Origin of the sequence: Rhodonellum psychrophilum GCM71 = DSM 17998, from assembly GCF_000381545.1 — a bacterium.
Taxonomy (GTDB): Bacteria; Bacteroidota; Bacteroidia; order Cytophagales; family Cyclobacteriaceae; genus Rhodonellum; species Rhodonellum psychrophilum.
The window spans coordinates 128,847-147,637 of record NZ_KB906683.1 but is presented as its reverse complement, the minus strand read 5'-3'; the positions used below and the strand labels follow the sequence as shown (position 1 = coordinate 147,637).

General features: G+C 42.3%; 10 protein-coding genes. 4 read left to right on the top strand and 6 right to left on the bottom strand.

The features are described from left to right. Positions 1-70: 70 nt before the first annotated feature. The 5 genes from F824_RS0116335 to F824_RS0116310 all read right to left on the bottom strand — a co-directional run bounded on the left by F824_RS0116335 (position 71) and on the right by F824_RS0116310 (position 8,590). Complete coding sequence (locus F824_RS0116335; RefSeq protein ID WP_019599000.1) at positions 71-505, bottom strand: response regulator; 435 nt, start codon at positions 503-505, stop codon at positions 71-73. Further along, complete coding sequence (locus F824_RS26910; RefSeq protein WP_019598999.1) at positions 483-5,987, bottom strand: ATP-binding protein; 5,505 nt, start codon at positions 5,985-5,987, stop codon at positions 483-485. The genes F824_RS0116335 and F824_RS26910 overlap by 23 nt, the downstream gene beginning before the upstream one ends. 40 nt (positions 5,988-6,027) lie before the next feature. After that, positions 6,028-6,588 carry a helix-turn-helix domain-containing protein gene (locus tag F824_RS0116320; RefSeq protein WP_026333761.1) on the bottom strand — a complete coding sequence of 187 codons (561 nt, stop codon included), beginning with the start codon at positions 6,586-6,588 and terminating at the stop codon, positions 6,028-6,030. 526 nt (positions 6,589-7,114) lie between these two features. After that, positions 7,115-8,029 carry a YihY/virulence factor BrkB family protein gene (locus tag F824_RS26060; protein ID WP_019598997.1) on the bottom strand — a complete coding sequence of 305 codons (915 nt, stop codon included), beginning with the start codon at positions 8,027-8,029 and terminating at the stop codon, positions 7,115-7,117. A gap of 108 nt (positions 8,030-8,137) precedes the next feature. Further along, positions 8,138-8,590 carry a ferritin-like domain-containing protein gene (locus tag F824_RS0116310; protein ID WP_019598996.1) on the bottom strand — a complete coding sequence of 151 codons (453 nt, stop codon included), beginning with the start codon at positions 8,588-8,590 and terminating at the stop codon, positions 8,138-8,140. A 182-nt stretch (positions 8,591-8,772) separates the two neighbouring features. Between F824_RS0116310 and F824_RS0116305 the strand changes: the two genes are divergently transcribed. The 3 genes from F824_RS0116305 to F824_RS27545 all read left to right on the top strand — a co-directional run bounded on the left by F824_RS0116305 (position 8,773) and on the right by F824_RS27545 (position 12,352). Continuing rightward, positions 8,773-11,286, top strand: a complete 2,514-nt coding sequence (locus F824_RS0116305; RefSeq protein ID WP_019598995.1) for a cation-translocating P-type ATPase — start codon at positions 8,773-8,775, stop codon at positions 11,284-11,286. Positions 11,287-11,658: 372 nt separating this feature from the next. Further along, complete coding sequence (locus F824_RS0116295) at positions 11,659-12,021, top strand: hypothetical protein (protein WP_019598993.1); 363 nt, start codon at positions 11,659-11,661, stop codon at positions 12,019-12,021. 172 nt (positions 12,022-12,193) lie between these two features. Further along, complete coding sequence (locus tag F824_RS27545) at positions 12,194-12,352, top strand: hypothetical protein (protein ID WP_019598992.1); 159 nt, start codon at positions 12,194-12,196, stop codon at positions 12,350-12,352. 215 nt (positions 12,353-12,567) lie between these two features. Here the strand turns inward: F824_RS27545 and F824_RS0116280 are convergent, their stop codons facing one another. Next, positions 12,568-15,465 (bottom strand): triple tyrosine motif-containing protein, encoded by a 2,898-nt coding sequence (locus tag F824_RS0116280; RefSeq protein WP_236613225.1) that lies wholly within the window; start codon positions 15,463-15,465, stop codon positions 12,568-12,570. A 244-nt stretch (positions 15,466-15,709) separates the two neighbouring features. On the opposite strand from F824_RS0116280, the gene F824_RS0116275 reads away from it, so the two are divergent. After that, a complete protein-coding gene (locus F824_RS0116275) occupies positions 15,710-18,790 on the top strand; it encodes a SusC/RagA family TonB-linked outer membrane protein (RefSeq protein WP_026333760.1) in 3,081 nt (1,026 codons plus the stop codon). Position 18,791 lies beyond the last annotated feature (1 nt).

Below are 18,791 nucleotides of genomic sequence, written 5' to 3'. Positions count from 1 at the left end.
GAATTTTTCACTAGAAAATAAAGATGATTTTTCAATAAAAACAGGCACAGAAAATTTTCTGTGCCTGTTTTTACATCCTGTCCATGTACCAATTCAATTGCTTTTCAATTTTCTGATAACTGAAAATTCGATCTATATTTTTTTGGATCCGGATAAAGGAGGTCTCACTCTTTGTGATATAGTCGTGGGCATGATGGTGCATGCAGTTTATCGCTACTTCGATTTTATCCTGTGAAGAAAGCATGACCACGGGTAGCTTGGGTTGGATTTCTTTGATTTTGTCCAAGGTTTCTATTCCGTTCATCGCTTCTTTGTCAATGCTGTCCAAATGATAATCCAAAATTATGACATCTGGATTTTGATTTAAATTGGCGATGCAGAGTGATCCGCTTTCAAAGGTTGATACTTCAAATCCACCCAACTTCTTGAATTGGATTTCCAATGACTTCAAAAACAAAGTGTCATCATCCACCAAGAATACCTTAATTGTTTTTCCAGACTCCATCTTGTGAATTGTTATTGAGTGACATAATTGCTTCTAATTCTATATAAACTTGTTCCATGATCGCTTGAAGGGAATCCACTCGTTCCTGTATTTTGTTTCTATTGGAGACATCGGCTGAATAATCTTGGATATCTGTGGCAATATCGCTGAATTCTTTATCCAATCCGATGATGAAGAAGGAAGGAATCATTTTATGTGCAAACTGATAAATTCCTTTCCAGTCTTCATTTTCCAGGCTCAGCTTTATTCCTTCGAGGTATTGGGGTGTTTGAGTAAGATAAACGGAGATTATTTCTTTTATCAAGACCTTGTCTGAGGATGTGATACTTTTCAAATATTCAAGTTTGATAAGCTTCTTTGTTGTTTTGTCTTGAGCCCCATTTTGGATATCAGTTTGGATGGGGTCTGTATTCGGTTGAAAATGAGCGCCTACCAGCTCCACGATCTTGTTGTAAAGAATCTTTTCATGTATTGGTTTTGCTAAGTAATCCGTCATGCCATATTCCAAACACTTTCCTTTGTCCATCGTGGTCACATCGGCCGTCAAGGCGATGATCGGGATATTCGATTTGAGGATCTCCCGGATATGTTTTGTGGCCTCGAAACCATTCATGACGGGCATTTGCAAGTCCATCAGAATGATGTCATAGGACTTGGTTTGCAGTTTTTGCAAGGCGATTTCACCGTTATCCACCACTTCAAATTCAAAACCGAATCCATGTAAAATTGTTTTGATAAGCAATTGATTCAATGCGACATCCTCAGCTACCAAAACCTTGATGTTTTTGGTTACATCAACTGTCATTTTTATCTCTTCATTCACGATAATCTCGTCTTTGGTTTTCTTTAATTTCAAAATAAAGGAGAAACTTGATCCTTGTCCTATATGACTCCTTACTTGGATGCTTCCTCCTTGGGATTCCACAAGTTGTTTTGCGATTGCCAAGCCCAATCCCGTACCTCCATAGAGTTTTGAGGTGTCGTCGGCTGCTTGTTGGAAGTTTCCGAAAATGGATTTCAATTTATTTTCGGGGATTCCGATTCCTGTATCATGGACATCAAATTCCAGTGTTGCATCTTGATCGTTTTCATCCAACAAACGCACGCCAATCGAAATCTCACCTTTGGAGGTGAACTTGATCGCATTGCTCAAGAGATTCAAAAGAATTTGATGCAACCTGAGTGGGTCACCCAGCAATATTTCCGGGATGTTTTTATCCAGTATTTTTTTCAGAACCAAACCCTTTTCAGCTGCTTTTGGCTCGAATAATTTGAGCATACTGGTCAGGGAGTCGCGAAGATTAAAGGCTTCATTGACAAACGTCATTTGGCCACTATTTACTTTTGCCAAATCGAGGATGTCATTGATTAGCTGGAGTAAAGTGTCCCCACTTGTTTGGATGGCATCCATATACTCTTTTTGTTTTCCAGACAAATCCGTTTTCATGACCAGATTGGTGAATCCGATGATTGCATTCATGGGAGTCCTTATTTCGTGGCTCATGTTGGAAAGGAATTGTTGTTTGGCAATGACGGCAACCTCTGCTTTTGCTTGTGCTGTTTCGGCGATGGTTCTTGCAGACTCCGCAGAATCCTTTGCTTTCATCAGTTCTCTCTGGATTCTTTTTTGTTCGGTAATCACTCGGGCAATGACGACTGCCCCAAGGACACTTCCCGATTGATCCTTGTAAGTGGAGCCGTTGAAAAGGACATCTATCAATTCTCCATCAATCAAAATTAGTGGATAATTCTTCACAAATCCTTTGTCAAAAACTTCCAGGTAAATTTCCTTGGCCTTTTGGGGTTCTGTGAAATAATCCGCAAAGTTTGAATCGATGAGTTGTAGCCTGGTCTTTCCTGTGATCTTGGCCATTGCCTCGTTCACGTCCGTGATTTGTCCATCTAGACTTAGGGTGATCAAGGGGTCAAGACTTGCCTCGATCAGACTTCGAGAATATTCGGACATTAATTTTTCTTTGGCAATAATCAGTTCCTGATTTTTTGATTTCAGTTCTTTATTGGTCCTTTTTAATTTTTTGGTTCTGATTTTCACTGTTTTTTCCAGGAGCCGGTTTTGGTCCTTTTGAAGCTGGATTTCAGAATTCACCCCGATCCACATGCTGATTGCTCCGTTTTCATCTTTTATAGGCCTTGCCCGACTCATGTGCCATTTGTAATGGCCATTCTTGTCCAACATGCGCGCTTCTACCTCGAAGGGCTTGCCTGTGGTCACAGCGACATTCCAATTTTCGATAGTGAGAGGCAAATCCTCTGGATGGATCCATTGTTCCCAGCCGTTTGTGACCAATTCTTCAATACTTGTCCCGGTATAATCTGCCCAACTTTGATTATAATAAATGACTTCTCCATTTTGGTTGGCGTTGGAAACCTTCTCTGGCATGAGGTTGATGATCTTTCGAAACTTCTCTTCGCTAGCCCTAATTGACTTGTTTAATTCGGCTTTGGGCGTGACTTCATTGGCGATATCAATGATGCCTACGATGTTTCCCTCCAGATCCCGTTGGGCATAATAAATAAAATTGAAATAAAACAACTCGGGAATCCCATTTCTTACCAATGTAACGGGCATTTCATAGGCTGTAAAGACCTCTCCTGTACGGTACACATTTGCCAGAATCTCATCAAATCCTTGCTTTGCCAAATCCGGTAAAACTGAAAACAATGATTTCCCGATTACACTGCGGTCCTGGCCCCACTGTTCCAAGATGGCATTGTTGGCGATTTCGATGATCATTTCTTCGCCTTTAAAACTGGCGATCATAAAAGGGGAGGAATGGATCAATTCACGGTATCGGTTTTCACTCTCTTCTACTTTTTTCCGCATCAAGACCTGATCTGTAATGTCATCTACCAAAGCCATCACACCTGTGATCTTCCCTTCCCCATCGCGCATGGCTTCATAGATCAGCTTGATGTAAATGTTTTCAATTTTACCTCCCCTCATGTGAGTAATTGGCAATTCTGAGGCAATGAAGGGTTTTCCGGTTTCCAAGACGTTTTTTAGTCGTTCTTCAAATCCCTGATCTTTAAAAACAGGCATCGACTCAAAAACTGGTTTGTTGAGCACCTGTTCAACCTTTTTCCCCAAAAATTCGATCATTGCCTCATTTGCAAATTCAATGACATAATCTATTCCCCTAAAAATACAGATAGCCACTGGAGCTTGTTGAAAAAGATTCTTCAAATGCTGATCTGCCAATTGGAGGGTACGTTTTATTTTAAGCTGAGCTTTCATCCGCACGATCAGCTCTTTTGCCGAAAAAGGTTTGGTGATAAAGTCATTCGCTCCGATGTCTATGCCTTGGATTTTGGAATCCTCACCTGCACGCGCAGAAAGCAGAATGACCGGAATATGGGCAGTTTTTGGATTTTCTTTAATTTCCTTTAGGAGTTGAATCCCGTCCTTGATCGGCATCATGATGTCCGACAAGATAATGTCTGGATGGCTCTGGGCTATTTTTTCGAGTGCCACTTTTCCGTTTTCGGCAGTGTGCACCCTAAACTCCGACTCAAGAATTTTTTCCAGATATGAAAGCATATCTGCATTGTCGTCCACAATCAAGACCGACTCAAGGCTATCTTCTTCAAAAATCCCCGCCGGGTAAACCGCAGAGGTGTTTTTCACCATTTTCTCTTCCAATAGGATGCGGGACTCCTCAAAAAAACCAAGTGAAGGCTTTTCCAAATTGATCGTGTGGGCGCCGTTGATCTGATCTTCTGGCAAATGTTCTTTTCCTGTGGGAATGGAAATGGTGAAAGTGCTTCCTTTGTGTAAAATGCTTTCTACCTGAATGGTGCCACCGTGTATGTGCACAAGTTCCTTGATCATGGCAAGGCCAAGTCCAGAACCTTCGTGGCTCCTGCCCAAACTGTTTTGAACCCGAAAGAATCGATCGAAAATGTTTTCCAGCTCATGCTTCGGGATACCGATTCCAGAATCGCTCACTTTGATTTTTATTTGCCTACTTTCTACATAGGCATCCACTTGAATTGTTCCCGTTAAGGTGTTTTTAAGCGCATTGGATAGAAGATTGAATACAATTTTCTCCCACATTTCCTTGTCCAAAAATACAGGATCGGCTATGGGGCCTAAATTGACAATAAACTGGAGGCCTTCATTTTCGATGACAGACCGAAAGGTACTTGCCAGGTTTTTGGTGAACAATCCAATGTCCACCTGCTCGAAATTGGCTTTCTGACGGCCACTTTGAATGAGGCTAAAGTCGAGTAGATTGTTGACCAGTTTCAATAAGCGAAGCGCATTCCGATGCGTGGTCTCCAAGCTTTCGAGATGTTCTGGGCTGAGTTGGTTTTTTGAACTGTTGATGATGGTTTCCAAAGGGCCCAGGATCAAGGTCAATGGCGTTCGGAACTCATGGCTGATGTTGTTGAAAAAAGCGGTCTTTGCGATGTCAATTTCGGCAAGTGTTGCGGCTCGTTTGCGCTCATCTTCTATAATGGAAGCAGTAGCTACCGATGAGGAAATTTGGGAGCAAAGCAAGTCAAAAAAGCTTTTGTAATTTCCATCGAAGCGCAATCGCGAACTGATCCCCAAAACAATAAAGCCTGTCAATTCATTTGGTTTGTTGCTGCGCAGAGGAATGATGGCGGCACTTTTGGGAGCATCTGTCCAAGGTCCTTGAGGGATATCTTCAAAACAATCTTGCAAATCTTCCTTTAAATATTGTTTTTTGGTCTGAAGGACTGTGGCCAAATTCCACTTTTCACAATCGGAAGCACTTCCGATTTCAATCAAAAATGGACTGATTTCTTCACCCATTCCAATCCCGGCTGTAGCGACGAGCCTGGCTTCGGATTTTCCTGCCTTGAGCAAATAGATCAAAGCAAAAGGAATGTCTTTGGGGAAATTGACAATATTGGCAGCCGCGATGACGCAGGCCTCTTCAGCGAGCCGCGCTTTGTTGGCGTTTGCCGCCACGTCCCTGAGCAACATCATCCTTCGCTCACTAATAACCTGCAATCCGATTTCATGGACCGTACCGATCACACCCCCAACACCATTTGGCGCAGTAAGGTCAGGTATGGGGCTGTAAGAGACCGCAAAGTGGGTTTCTTCCATGAAGTTGTTCCTGTTTATTTCCAACATCATGTCCTCTATCCAAGTAGACGGACCTCCGTTCAAAGGGGTTTCTACATGGTTTTTGACCACTTCCCAGACTTCTTTCCAGCATTCTCGCGCGCTTTGTCCCAAGGCTTTTGGGTGTTTGATCCCTAGAATGTCAATGTAGGCGTCATTGTAAAACTGAATCAATTCTTTTCCCCACCACAATGCCATTGGGAAGCGGTTGGTAAGTACGATATTGAGGGTGTTTTGTAAGCTGACAGGCCAATTTTCAGGGTTTCCAAGCAGTGTTTTTCCCCAATCGAAATTTCGGATCAATTTACCCATTTCACCCCCTTTCATGTGGGATTCAAAAGGGTCAGATGGGTCTTTAGCCATATAAAGAGTTTTAAAAAGAGTGTCTTGGACAAAAAAAGATTTAAATTTCCTCTATCGGGAGGCGATTTTTGTTTTTCAAATTCTTAAAATGAGAAGGCGACAGGCCTGTCATTTTCTTAAATTGATTGGACAAATGGGCAACACTGCTGTAATTCATTTTATAGGCAATTTCCGTCATGTTCAATTCCCCGTAAATGATCAGTTCCTTGATTCGCTCTATTTTATGGCTGATGATAAACTGCTGAATGGTGATCCCCTTTACCTCAGAGAATACATTGGAGAGATAGTTGTAATCGTACTTTAGTTTTTCACTGAGATAATCTGAATAATTCGTTTTTAAGGGCTCTTCGGAATGATGAATCGTTTTGATGATTTCATTGATGATCCTCTCAATCAGAACCGCCCGCTTGTCATCCATTAATTCAAGTCCAGATTGGAGTAATCCCACTTTCAGTTTTTCATGTTGTTCTTTTGTGAGCGTCTCCATGATTTCGACTTCGCCCAATTCCACCACCATAAAATGAAGTCCAAGATTTCTCAATTCTTGTTTTACCGCCAATTTGCAGCGGGTACTGACCATATATTTAATGTAAATTTTCAATAGATTTTGACTGGGTTAAGACTTTGTAATAAGAAGAAATTTTCAATCGGATCAATTATTTGATTTTCATCGAAGCGTTCAAGAACCACTTATTTCGGATGATTTTTTAAAGTGATTTAAAGTCAAGGGTACTTTTTGTTAAAGTTTGTATTTAAAGAGTTTTTAAAATGAAAATTACAGGTGATCGTTCGCAAACAGTAGTCCATCTGGTTACTTCAGGGTTTACTTGAACAGTGGTGTCTGGTATCCAATGTACGAAGTCATTGCAAATTCTTTACCAAGAAATTAAAAATAATAAAGTTTTCTTTCATAGCGAAAAAAATCATTCCATTGGATCAAATCAAACAACATCGAAACTGAGTAAGGAAAAATTATCCGGTTTTCTTTTTAAAAGTGTGTGATTTTTATTGAAAACTGGATTTGCTACGAAAAATCCGTTCCGTCTTCAATAGTTTTTTGGAGTTTTTTTTATGGCTTTGGATATTTTCTGTTTTGAGCAACAAAATCAACTCCTGACTTGGGGTTTTTATTTTTCCTCGACCATTATTGTTTTTTCCGGCACCACGGCCACAGCGATCTCTGTTGGCGCCACTTTCCCAGAGTACATCTTGGCGTAGGTGGCTGTAAATTCAGCACCAAAAAATAAAATCATTGCGGAGTAGGATACCCATAGCAGGATCAGGATCACTGTGCCCGCAGCCCCATATACGGATCCGGGGGAAGCGGTAATGAAATAGAATTCCAATGCGGTCTTGCCTACGGTAAACAACAAGCCTGTCACCAGTGAACCCAGCCAAACATGTTTCCATTTGATCTTTGCGTCCGGCAAAATCTTGAACATCAAGCCGAATAGCGTTGAGATGATCAACAATGAGAAAAGGAAATTAAAGATACCGAAAATAACAAAAAGAGAACCCGAAGTATCCATTTGGATCCAATTACTCATGGAGGCAAGGGCTGTCGATACCACAAGTGATATCAGCAGCAAAAAAGCAATTGCCAAAATCAAACCGAATGAAAACACCCTGGATTTAAGGTAAAGGATGATTCCTTTTTGCGGAACGGCTTCCACTTTCCATATCAAATTGAAGGTCTTTTGCATTTCTACAAATACGCCTGTGGCCCCTACAAACAAAATCAAGACCCCTACGATAGACCCAATCAGGGTTGCATTGTCCTTGGAAATATTGCCTATCATCTCACCGATCTGATTGGCTGTGTCCACGCCCATCGTTCCGGAGATCTGGGCAGTGATGTTTTTTGTTATGGTTTCCTTCTCAAAAAAATATCCAGTGATGGCGGTCACCAACACCAATAACCCGGGAATGCTGAATACCGCATAATAGGCAACGACTGCACTTTGGCGGAAGGGATCTTTTTCATTCCACTCCTTGAAAGTTGTCAAAAACAACTTACCCAGATTATTGACTTTTAATTTCATTCGGTAATTGTTGGTTGAATTCAATCCACAAAAATAGAAATTAAAAAGTGGAAAAAGCCCACAGGTTTTTCCACTTTTTATATTGGCATCTCAAAGAAATATTGGGATTTAGGAAGTTGAATCCCTAAGATCCCTTACGGTGTCATGATCCGCTTTGATTTTTAAATATTGTTTCTTGACAAGAGACTCCAGATCCAAGTCCAAATGCGCTACATCATCCTTCAAAGCATCTCTATAAGCTTTCACTGCAGCATCTTCTCCAAACTCGCAAGAGTTCAGGATTGCTTTTAAGTCATTTCCCGTCAATGCTGCTTTCACATCCATCCAGACCCTAAAAAATTTACCGGTTACCCTAGTGCCTTCTTCAGGTTCTCCACCGAGTTTGGTGACTTCCCTCCTCAGTTCTGAATTGCATTCGTGACTTGTGTTGGCAAGTTTTGCAAACAATGCCTTCAAATCCCCCTGTTCTGTCTCTTTGGCGGCAGTTTCGTATCCCTCGATTCTGTCGTTGTTGATTTCAATAAGATTGTTCAAAACGGTAATTGATTTTTTAGGATCCATTTTTTCTAGTTTTAGTACATTACAAAATTGCTCATGTTTATTCTTAATATATTACACAATTACACATTTTGATTACATAAAAATCAGGTGAGAATTTGATTTGTTATTGAAAAAATATCCGGTTTTGGATTTCAAATCAATGATTTTAAAGGTATCTTGTCATAAATGACGTCCCCACCTAAATGGAAAATTTTTCTTTTACCGGCTTATCCGACGAAGAGGTAATCACCAATAGAAATGAATTTGGCACCAATAAATTAACTTCAGAGCAAAAGAGTCCATTTTTGGAAGTTTTAAAGGAAGTCATAGCGGAGCCGTTATTCATTATTTTGGTGCTAGCCGCCACGCTTTATTTTTTATTGGGGGAATACAGTGAGGGAATTATTATGTTGGTTGCTTTGACCTTGGTGGCCGGGATCTCTCTGTTTCAGGAAAACAAAAGCCGAAATGCTGTCGAGACGCTCAAAAAACTGTCGAGTCCCGAGGCCAAAGTGCTCAGAAACGGTATTCTACGCAGCCTTCCTGCCGAAGAATTGGTGGTCAATGACGTCATTTTGATCGAGGATGGTGATTTGGTTCCGGTAGATGCTTCGGTCTTGGAGCCACACGATTTTTCGGTCAATGAAAGCATGCTTACCGGCGAATCCCTGCCCGTGACCAAAGAGGCCAGTTCTGGAAAGGACATGGTTTTTCAGGGGACTTTGGTGATGACGGGGAATTGTATCGCCAAGGTAACCGCCATTGGTCAGGAAACCGCTTTGGGCAAAATTGGCAGAAGTCTTCAGGAAATAGAAATCACCAAGACACCCTTACAAATTCAGATCAAGAATTTTGTCCGGTCCATGGTCGGATTTGGAGCGATAGCTTTTCTCTTGGTTTGGGGAATCAACTATTACTTGTCACAGAGTATTTTCGATAGTTTGTTGCAGGGGCTGACATTGGCCATGTCCATTTTGCCGGAAGAAATCCCAGTGGCTTTCAGTACTTTTATGGCATTGGGTGCCTATCACTTGTATAAAAAGAAGGTCATCACCAGAAGTCCCCATACCGTGGAAACTTTGGGCGCGGCCACTGTGATATGCGCGGACAAGACAGGGACACTCACCGAAAACAGGATGCAGCTGTCCGCCATTTATCAATGGGAAGGGGATAAGACAATTGATTTTACCCATAACCCTTTTTCTTATGGCGAAGTGCTGGAATATGGAGTCTGGGCCTCGGAGATCAATCCATTTGACCCGATGGAAAAATCCCTCCATCAAGTTTATGGACAAGTATGTCCTGTGGATGAAAGGCCGGACTCGGTGATGATCCATGAGTATCCCTTGGAGGGAAAACCACCAGTGATGACCCATGTTTTTCGAAAAAAATCTGGAGAAGTAATCCTCTCCGTCAAGGGAAGCGTGGAGGGCGTTTTGAACCAGACAAGTTTGAATGGGGATGAAAAAAAACTTATTTTAGATAAGGCAGAGGCCTTTGCAACCAAAGGTTTTCGGGTACTTGCCGTCGGCAAATCCGAGCATGATCCTGCCCATCTTCCCAAAAGTCAGTTTGATCTTGATTTTCTTTTTTTGGGGCTTTTGGCTTTTTATGACCCGCCCAAACCCAACATAGGACAGGTGCTTAAGTCGTTTTACCAAGCAGGGATCAAAGTCAAAATGATCACCGGAGACCATGCCCAGACTGCCCTTGCGATAGCCAAACAGGTTGGCTTGAAAAATGGAGGAGCGGCGATGACAGGGGAGGAGGTCATGAAAATTGAGTTCGAGGAGCTTTCAGAAAAAGTCAAGGAAATCAATGTTTTTTCGAGGATGTTTCCCGAGGCCAAGCTTAAAATCATCGAAGCACTCAAGGCCAATGGAGAAATCGTCGCCATGACTGGCGATGGGGTCAATGATGGGCCAGCCCTGAAATCTGCTCATATTGGCGTTGCCATGGGTATGCGGGGAAGCGAATTGGCGAAAAAAGCAGCAGCATTGATTTTGATGGATGATGATCTTGGGCACATGACCGATGCAGTGGCATTGGGTCGGCGGATTTATGAAAACCTGAAAAAAGCCATCCAGTACATCATCTCCATCCACATTCCGATCATCTTGATCGTGGCGATTCCCTTGGTCTTGTTTTGGAAATACACGAATATCTTTTCCCCCATCCATGTGATTTTTTTGGAGTTGATCATGGGGCCGACCTGCTCCATTGTGTTCGAAAACGAACCGATAGAAGCCAATTCCATGCAAAAGCCCCCCCGAAAAATGAGCGATACCTTTTTTTCCTGGAAGGAGCTTTCGCTCAGTGTTTTTCAAGGCTTGGCCATCACGTTGGGATGTTTGGGCATTGGTTTTTATTTCATGGATCATGGGCACAGCGAATCCATGGTGCGTACCGTGATTTATACGACCTTGATTTTCAGTAATTTGTTTTTGACATTGGTCAACAGGTCTTTTTACTATTCCATTTTTTATACGCTTCGCTATCCCAATCGATTGATCCCCATTGTGTTGTTGGCGTCTCTCTTGGTACTGGCGCTATCCATCACCTTTCCACCTGTCAGGGAGGTCTTCGACTTTGAATTGATTTCAATGGGGCAGGTGCTGATGGCATTGGCGGTGGCTTTCCTGTCGGTCATTTGGGTGGAAATTTTGAAGTTTTGGAAAAGAAAAAAGGGCTCTGCTGCTGAAAAACCCCTTCCTTGATCGACTTTTTTTCCTTGATGGATTTTTTGCACCTCTTCTGGTTTTCCTGGAAAATTTGTCAGGGTTCGATTCGCTTTTTAACCCTAATAATGCTTTAGACTTCCTAATGGGAGTTGAAACCGAAAGAAAATCAGACTATTGGGAGACTAATTCCTGGTACCAAAAGGATGAAGTCAAAAATAGTCAGTATTTAATTGATTATTAGTTAATTACAATATTGAATTAAGTTCGTGTTGCATCCTATGGGTTTGATGGAAGAGATGATCAAAATCATAAGAAAATACGTTTGATATGTCGTAAATTAGACTGAAGTTTTTAGCATTTAAGGTGTTCAGTTGATTCGATTTTATTTCCCACAAAACATACTTTCAAATGAAAAAGAAAAGAAAAGTCACAAATACAAAAGGGATGGGCAAATCCCCAGATACTCCCTCAACTGAAGTTGAAAAAACCGAATTTCCCGGCTATCCAAGATACCCTGCAGTGGAGGATATTTATATTCAATACAAGGAAGAGATGGACATCGATCCAGAAAGGCCGTCCCAAATGAAGGTTCCCCTGGAAATTGAGGATCGTCGAAAAAAGAAAGATTTTGAAGACGAACCATATGGAGGAGACTTGGATATCCCCGGTGCCGAATTGGATGATGATATGGAGGATATCGGCAGTGAGGATGAGGAGAACAACTATTACAGTCTTGGCGGTGAAAATCACAATGACCTCGAAGAGAACTGATGCGATCGATGATGACATGGCCGGTCAGTTCCTGACCATGCAGATAGGATACTCTGGACAATGAACAATTACTGTGGCGAAAGTGGGCTATTGTCTGCAGGAAATGGTTTTGATTGCTGTTTTAGGTGTTTTTTAAGACAATTGAATTTAGAATTGTTTCAAACAGCTGTTTATGAAATCAAAAGTAGTTTCCCTGATCGTGGCCCGACGGGAGGATGAATCCTTGTGGACGGTGGGAATGATCTTGGATCGTTCTGAAAGGAATTGTTTTGTCATCAGTCTTTGTCGAGAAAATGACACGGATTCGGTCCTCTGGACATGCTACATTTGAATGGACAATGCATAAAACGGGTTCAAACCCGACACAACAGGGGTTAAACCCGAAATATCCAATTGGTTTCTCAATAGGTGTTGAAACCGCTAGAAAATCAAACCATTTGGGGAATAAGGCATTGAGCCAAAATGGGGGAGTCATGAACTGTAGACAAGCGACTGATTATGAATCGTTTTTAGTGTGGAATGGGATTGGAAATGCATACAAGGAGTTTAAAATTTCAGGATAAATTCCTGTAGGTTTTCCGCCCTGTTGAGGTTGAGTTTTTTGCGAAGTCGGTAGCGTGCGATTTCGATGCCTCGCGTGGAAATGTTCATCAAATGGGCGATTTCCTTGGAAGAAAGGTTCATTCTCAGGTAGGCACTCAATTTTATTTCCTGAGGACTGAGGTCTTCGAATTGATTCTTGAACCTGTTGACGAAATCTCCATGCACTTGGTCAAAATGGATTTCGAACTGCTCCCAATCGTTGTCGCCAGCCATATTTTTGTCAATGCTTTGGATGACTTTTTGGAGTTCGTTTTTCACCTCCTGGTTTTTGCTTTTCTTGACCACGGTGGCGACATGGTCTTTGACATGGTCGATGAATCCGTTCTTGTTGATCAGGTGCATCGTAGCGGAAGCCAGTTCTTTGTTTTTACTCTTGATTTCAGCGTGCAGCTGTTCATTTTTCAGTCTTTCAATCTCTTCATGGGAGTCTTTGAGCGCAGTTTCTTTTTGCTCTATCACCTCCCTTTGGATTGAGGTGATTTTTGCGGTTTTTTTCTGGAATTTTTTATCCATTCGTTTTTGGAACAAAACCAATAGTCCTCCTACCAAAAGAACATAAGTCAAGTAAGCAAGAATCGACCTGTACCAAGGCGCTTGGATGCTGAAAGAATACCTGTCTTCTTCACCGATCTGACCATAGATGTTTTTGCTTTTGACATGGAAGGTATACGTTCCTTCCCGCAGGTTGGTATATCCTCTATCCCGTTTGGTGGTCCATTCCCCGAAGTCTTTTTCCAAACCTTCCAACCAAAATTGAAATTGCGTGGTGTTTTCATTGTTGGGTATGGGGTTGCTGAATTCAAACCTGATGTTTCTAGCCGAATAGGGGATGGAGATGTTTTCCTTTTCCAATTCCTCAGAGGATCCCGTTCCTTTTTTAGGATAACTTCCGTGGGAAATCAATGAATCTGTAGCACCGGTCAGGTAGACCGATCTGATCATGGTGGGGAAAGTAGGCGTGTTTTGGTTATTGTTGTCGAGGCGATACCAGATAAAACCTTCTTTGGCGGCAAATAGAATTTCATTGGCTTTGATCGGGGAGATGTTTTGGAGATCATCATTCAACAAAGGGATGATTTTATTGAAGATCTGATGTTTTTTGAGGTATGTGCCATTGATTTGTTTTTCCAAAACACCGACCTCCCCTTCCCCGATATAAAAAACATTGCCCAATGGATCTTCGATGATACTGGTGAGCAGAAAGTCTTGGGGAAAGTACTGTGAGAAAAAAGGGTCTTTTTCAAAGCGGTCCGTTTGAGGATCAAAGGAATACATTCCATATTCGGTGGTGAAAATCAACCTATTGTTGATCTTGTAAACGCTTATCAATAAATTGGTGGGCAGTCCGGCCTCTGTCCCGTAATACGAGACTTCCACGGCGTCCAATGTTGCATTTAATTTTAATTTATAGACGCCTTTATAACCATGGGTCATCCAAATGTGGCCATCGTTGTCCTGCTCAATTAGCCTGGAGGATTCGTTGAAGCCCTTTATTTTTCGGACAAATTTGAGTTTGTCATCCTTGAACTCGAAGAGTACCAGTCCATTGTAGCTTCCTCCTATGACCATATTGTGATGGTCCCGCAAAGGTTGTAATTTCCAGATCCCTGTCACGCCATCAATTGATTTGGCTTGCCCGTCGATGATTTCATAGGCGCCATCATTATGGCCTAGAAAAAGCTTGTTGTGGATTTCGGAAATCGAATATACCTGGCCTGAGGAATGCTCAATCTTTTGGATTTGGCTAGCGGTGTTTCCATTCATTTGCTGAACGGCCAAGCCATTGTTGGTGCCGTAATAGAGTTTTCCATCGAAAAAATCAGCATCATATCCACTTCCGGAAAGCCCCGAATATTGATCGATTTCCCTAAACGGCAAACTGAGTTCAATCAAAGAAATGCCATTGTTGTGGCCCACCCATAGATTACCGGAAATATCCTCGAAAAGGGAAAGTACGGCCTTGTTTTGAAGTCCGGGATTGTTGTTCATCTTCAAGATGATTTCCCCGTTTTCATTCAGGATGAAAATCCCATCACTTTGGGTGCCGATGGCAATGTTTCCATTTTTCAGCCGAATGGCCTTGTTGATCCTTGTCTTATTGCTGAGTTCGGTTTGCCATGGGAGCATTCCCACCGAATTGAGTCTGAAGATTCCCTGATCCCTTGTAAAGAACAGTTTCTGGTTGCTGGCGAAGGAAATGATTCCCACGATCAGGTTGTTTCCCAGTGACTTTCCAAAATCCAACGGCTCCAATTTGTTTTTTTCTATCAGCTGCAATCCGCTGTCCAATTGATTCAAAAAGAGCTGATTGTTTGTAGAATGGAAACTTTCGAACGCCGGATTTCCTGAAATGATGTTGAGCAGTTGATGGTCTTTTGAGAAAACGAATACATTCTCCAGTGTGAAAAAATAGACCCGATCATGCAGGAGTTGTATTTTCCAGATTTCCTCCAAGTTACGGTTGGCTTCCGGAAGCTGATCCAAGAGGGAATGAAAACGTAAAATACCTGTCTGATCTGCCTGAAAATACCCGAATTCGCCCTGTCCACTGGTGTATATAATTCCACGCTCATCCAAGAGCACATCCCTAACCTTGGTGCTGTTGGGCAGAGGATACCTTCTCCAACCGGCGCCATCGTATTCCAGTAGTCCAAAATTATTGGCCACATAAATGAGCCCTGAAGAACTCTGCGTGATGGCAAAATTCTGCGTTCCTCCATTGTAATCTTTGCTGGAGTAGTATTTAGAGAAAGGCAATCCTGGAGTCTGACCAAGACATTCGTTTAAACTCAGAAAGGACAAAAGGAGAATGAATCGGTACAGCATTTTGGGTGGAATCAAGGGTATTTTTTTTCAATATAATAAATTCCTTTGTTGTGTTAGAAAAATAGGTTTGAAGTAATAAATAAAGAATTTAAAAACATGCGAAATTTCCCTTTAAATGGCTTATTAAGGTGTGCTTGTTGTGTTTTTGTGAAATTGAATTTTGGTCCTTGATGTATTAATGTTGTATTGGTTTTTTTTGATGTGATTTACCTTATGTCGTGTTTTATGTCAGTTAATAATTAACCCCAAAAATTTAAATATGAAAAAACTTTTATGGTTGTGTTGTGTCATGGTACTCAATTATTCCCTCATGGCGCAATCGATTTCGATCACAGGAAAAATAACCGGGTCTGATGGCGAACCCATTCCCGGAGTCAGTGTATTAAAGGTAGGTTCCACAGTTGGAACAATTTCAAATTTGGATGGCATTTACTCCATTTTAGCAGCGGAAGGCGATCGTCTCCAATTCAGTTTTATCGGCTTCAAATCCCAAACACTCAATGTGGGAAACAACCGAACCATCAACCTCATCCTTGACGAAGAAATTACTTCGCTGAATGAGGTCGTGGTCATCGGGTATGGGACGGCCACCAAAAAGGAGCTGACTGGAGCCACTTCACAGGTAAAGGGAGATGCAATCAAAAAGATGAACATGCCTAGGGTAGATCAGGCCTTACAGGGTCAGATTTCAGGGGTTAACATCTCGACCAACTCAGGTGCTCCCGGGGGAACTTCCAATATCAGAATCAGGGGAATCGGTACTTTTGGGGACAATGATCCTTTGATTTTGGTCGACGGTGTGATTTATGATGCCGCAGGTTTGAATGCATTGAATCCCAGTGATATTGAATCGGTCAATGTACTGAAGGATGGAACGGCAGGTATTTATGGTGTCAGGGCAGCAAACGGTGTCATTCTAATCGAAACAAGAAAGGGAGCCCTAAATTCCAAACCGACTTTGGATTTCAGTGCTTATTACGGTGTACAACAAACCGCCAGACAATTGGACTTATTGAATGCCCGAGAATATGCGATCCTCAAGAATGAGGCTTTCGCCGCAGGTGGTCAGCAGGCTCCATTCAACAACACCAACATTGGTGAAGGAACGGATTGGCAGCGGGCGGTTTTTCAAGAAGCGCCTATCCAAGAATACAACATGACCGTCACAGGTGGTTCTGCTAAGACATCCTACTCCATTGGTGCTTCCTATTTTGCCCAAGAGGGAATTGTGGGTGGTCCCAAAGCAAATTTCGAACGCTATAGCGCCAGGGTGAATTTTACCACGGAAATCGCTCCGAAATTGACGTTGTCGAACGTTCTATTGTTTACCCGTGAAGAAAGCAGTGGTATCGCACAGGGAGGCATTGGATCCGTGCTTTACAATGCCATCAATGCATACCCAACCGAATCTGTTTTTACCGACGGGAGGTATTCTTACCTCGCCAATGTCAATGACATCATCAATCCCGTTGCGCAGATCGAAAACACCTATAACAATGCATGGGTGAACAAACTCGTCGGGAAAGAAGAGCTTTCTTATAAGATCAACAATCAGTTTACACTTGTAGGAAGAGCCGGATACAATTATGCATTGGTGGACAGCAAGTCTTTCAATCCCTTGGTTTGGTACGGTGCCGGCAAATTTGCCAACAGTGCCCGAAACGCCAATTTGGATCCAGTGATCTTGAATCTTGGCGGATTGGAAATTGAAAGAGGAGCGAGTGTAAGCGAAGGCAGAAATACCTTTTTGGATTATAACCTTGAAGCTTTCATGAACTACAATGAAACCTTCAATGAAGTCCATAGAGTCAAAGGAACTGCTGGTGTCTCCTATGTAGGAAACAGAAGCCTTGGCCTCAACGGAATAGGCTTCAATATCCCCAACAATTCACTGGATTTGGCTGATATCTCCGCCAATCAAGCGGGTGGTGGGTATCTGAACAATGTTGGTTCCTTCCAATCCCGACAAAGGTTGACATCGGTATTCTTAAGGACGGAATACGATTACAAGCAGCGTTATTTTATTTCCGGAATCGTCAGAAGGGATGGATCCACAAATTTTGGTGAAAACAACAGAATTGGTTACTTCCCCTCTATTTCTGGAGCATGGATACTTTCCGAAGAGGATTTTTTCGGATCCAGTGCTGTTGATTTTCTGAAATTCAGAGCCAGTTTTGGTTTGTCTGGAAATGATCAGATTGGACTGTTTCGCTACAGAGGATTGCTCAACGGGGAGGCTACTTATGTATTCAACAATGCATTGGTCAACGGAGCTGCAATCGGCGCCACAAGCAATCCGGATTTGAAGTGGGAGACCACACGACAGACAAATTTGGGAGTGGATCTTACTCTTTTTGGAAAGGTGGATTTCACGGCCAACTATTTCATCAAAAACACTCAGGATCTTCTTTTTCAGCCTGAAGTTTCTGCTTTGCTCGGTTCATACGGCGCTGGGGGATCGGCTCCGGTGATCAATGCGGGCAATGTATCCAACAAAGGTCTGGAACTTGAATTGAGTTACGGAACGCAAAGAACTTCCGGGGTCAATTTCAGGATGGATTACAATGTGACATTCTTGAAAAATGAGGTGACCAAAGTTCCCGATGGATTTGATTTTATCCCTGGAGCTGGTTTCAGCGTCGGAGGAAATGTGGCTACCAGATTTGAGAAAGGTTTTCCAATCGGATATTTTATCGGCTATAAAACAGATGGAATCTTCCAGACTGCGGAGGAAATCGCTTCCAGTCCGGTCTCTCAGCCAGGTGCACAGCCTGGGGACTTGAGATTTGTGGATCAAAACGGCGATGGTGTGATCAGCTTTGGTGATGATTCGGACAGGACCATGATTGGTTCTCCTATTCCAAACGTAGTGATGGGATTTAATTTTTCCGTGGATTTAAAGGGTTTTGACCTTTCTGCCAATGTTTTTGCCGCACTGGGTCAAGACATCATCCGGAATTACGAAAGACAGCAGCCCTTCGCCAATCAACTGACTTACAACCTCGACAGATGGACGGGTCCGGGATCCTCCAATGAAATCCCAAGATTGACCACAGGGTCAACAAGGAACAATGTGTTCTCGGATCTTTATGTGGAAGATGGCTCATTTATCAGGCTGAGAAACTTACAGCTTGGTTACACTTTGAGTGAGAATTTGAGTGAGAATTTGAGAATCGGCTCCTTGAGGGTCTATATCGCCGCCAATAATTTGGTGACACTGACCAAATACCTTGGTTTTGATCCTGATGTGGGGTCTGGGAATCCATTGTTTGCAGGTGTTGATGGAGGAATCTATCCACAGGCGAAAACGATCATGGGAGGTTTAAACGTTAGATTTTAAT

Excerpts from the sequence above, each read along its gene's own strand:
- F824_RS0116335 (WP_019599000.1), bottom strand. The coding sequence starts at position 505 with ATGGAGTCTGGAAAAACAATTAAGGTATTCTTGGTGGATGATGACACT.
- F824_RS26910 (WP_019598999.1), bottom strand. The coding sequence starts at position 5,987 with ATGGCTAAAGACCCATCTGACCCTTTTGAATCCCACATGAAAGGGGGT.
- F824_RS26060 (WP_019598997.1), bottom strand. The coding sequence starts at position 8,029 with ATGAAATTAAAAGTCAATAATCTGGGTAAGTTGTTTTTGACAACTTTC.
- F824_RS0116310 (WP_019598996.1), bottom strand. The coding sequence starts at position 8,590 with ATGGATCCTAAAAAATCAATTACCGTTTTGAACAATCTTATTGAAATC.
- F824_RS0116305 (WP_019598995.1), top strand. The coding sequence starts at position 8,773 with ATGGAAAATTTTTCTTTTACCGGCTTATCCGACGAAGAGGTAATCACC.
- F824_RS0116295 (WP_019598993.1), top strand. The coding sequence starts at position 11,659 with ATGAAAAAGAAAAGAAAAGTCACAAATACAAAAGGGATGGGCAAATCC.
- F824_RS27545 (WP_019598992.1), top strand. The coding sequence starts at position 12,194 with ATGAAATCAAAAGTAGTTTCCCTGATCGTGGCCCGACGGGAGGATGAA.
- F824_RS0116275 (WP_026333760.1), top strand. The coding sequence starts at position 15,710 with ATGAAAAAACTTTTATGGTTGTGTTGTGTCATGGTACTCAATTATTCC.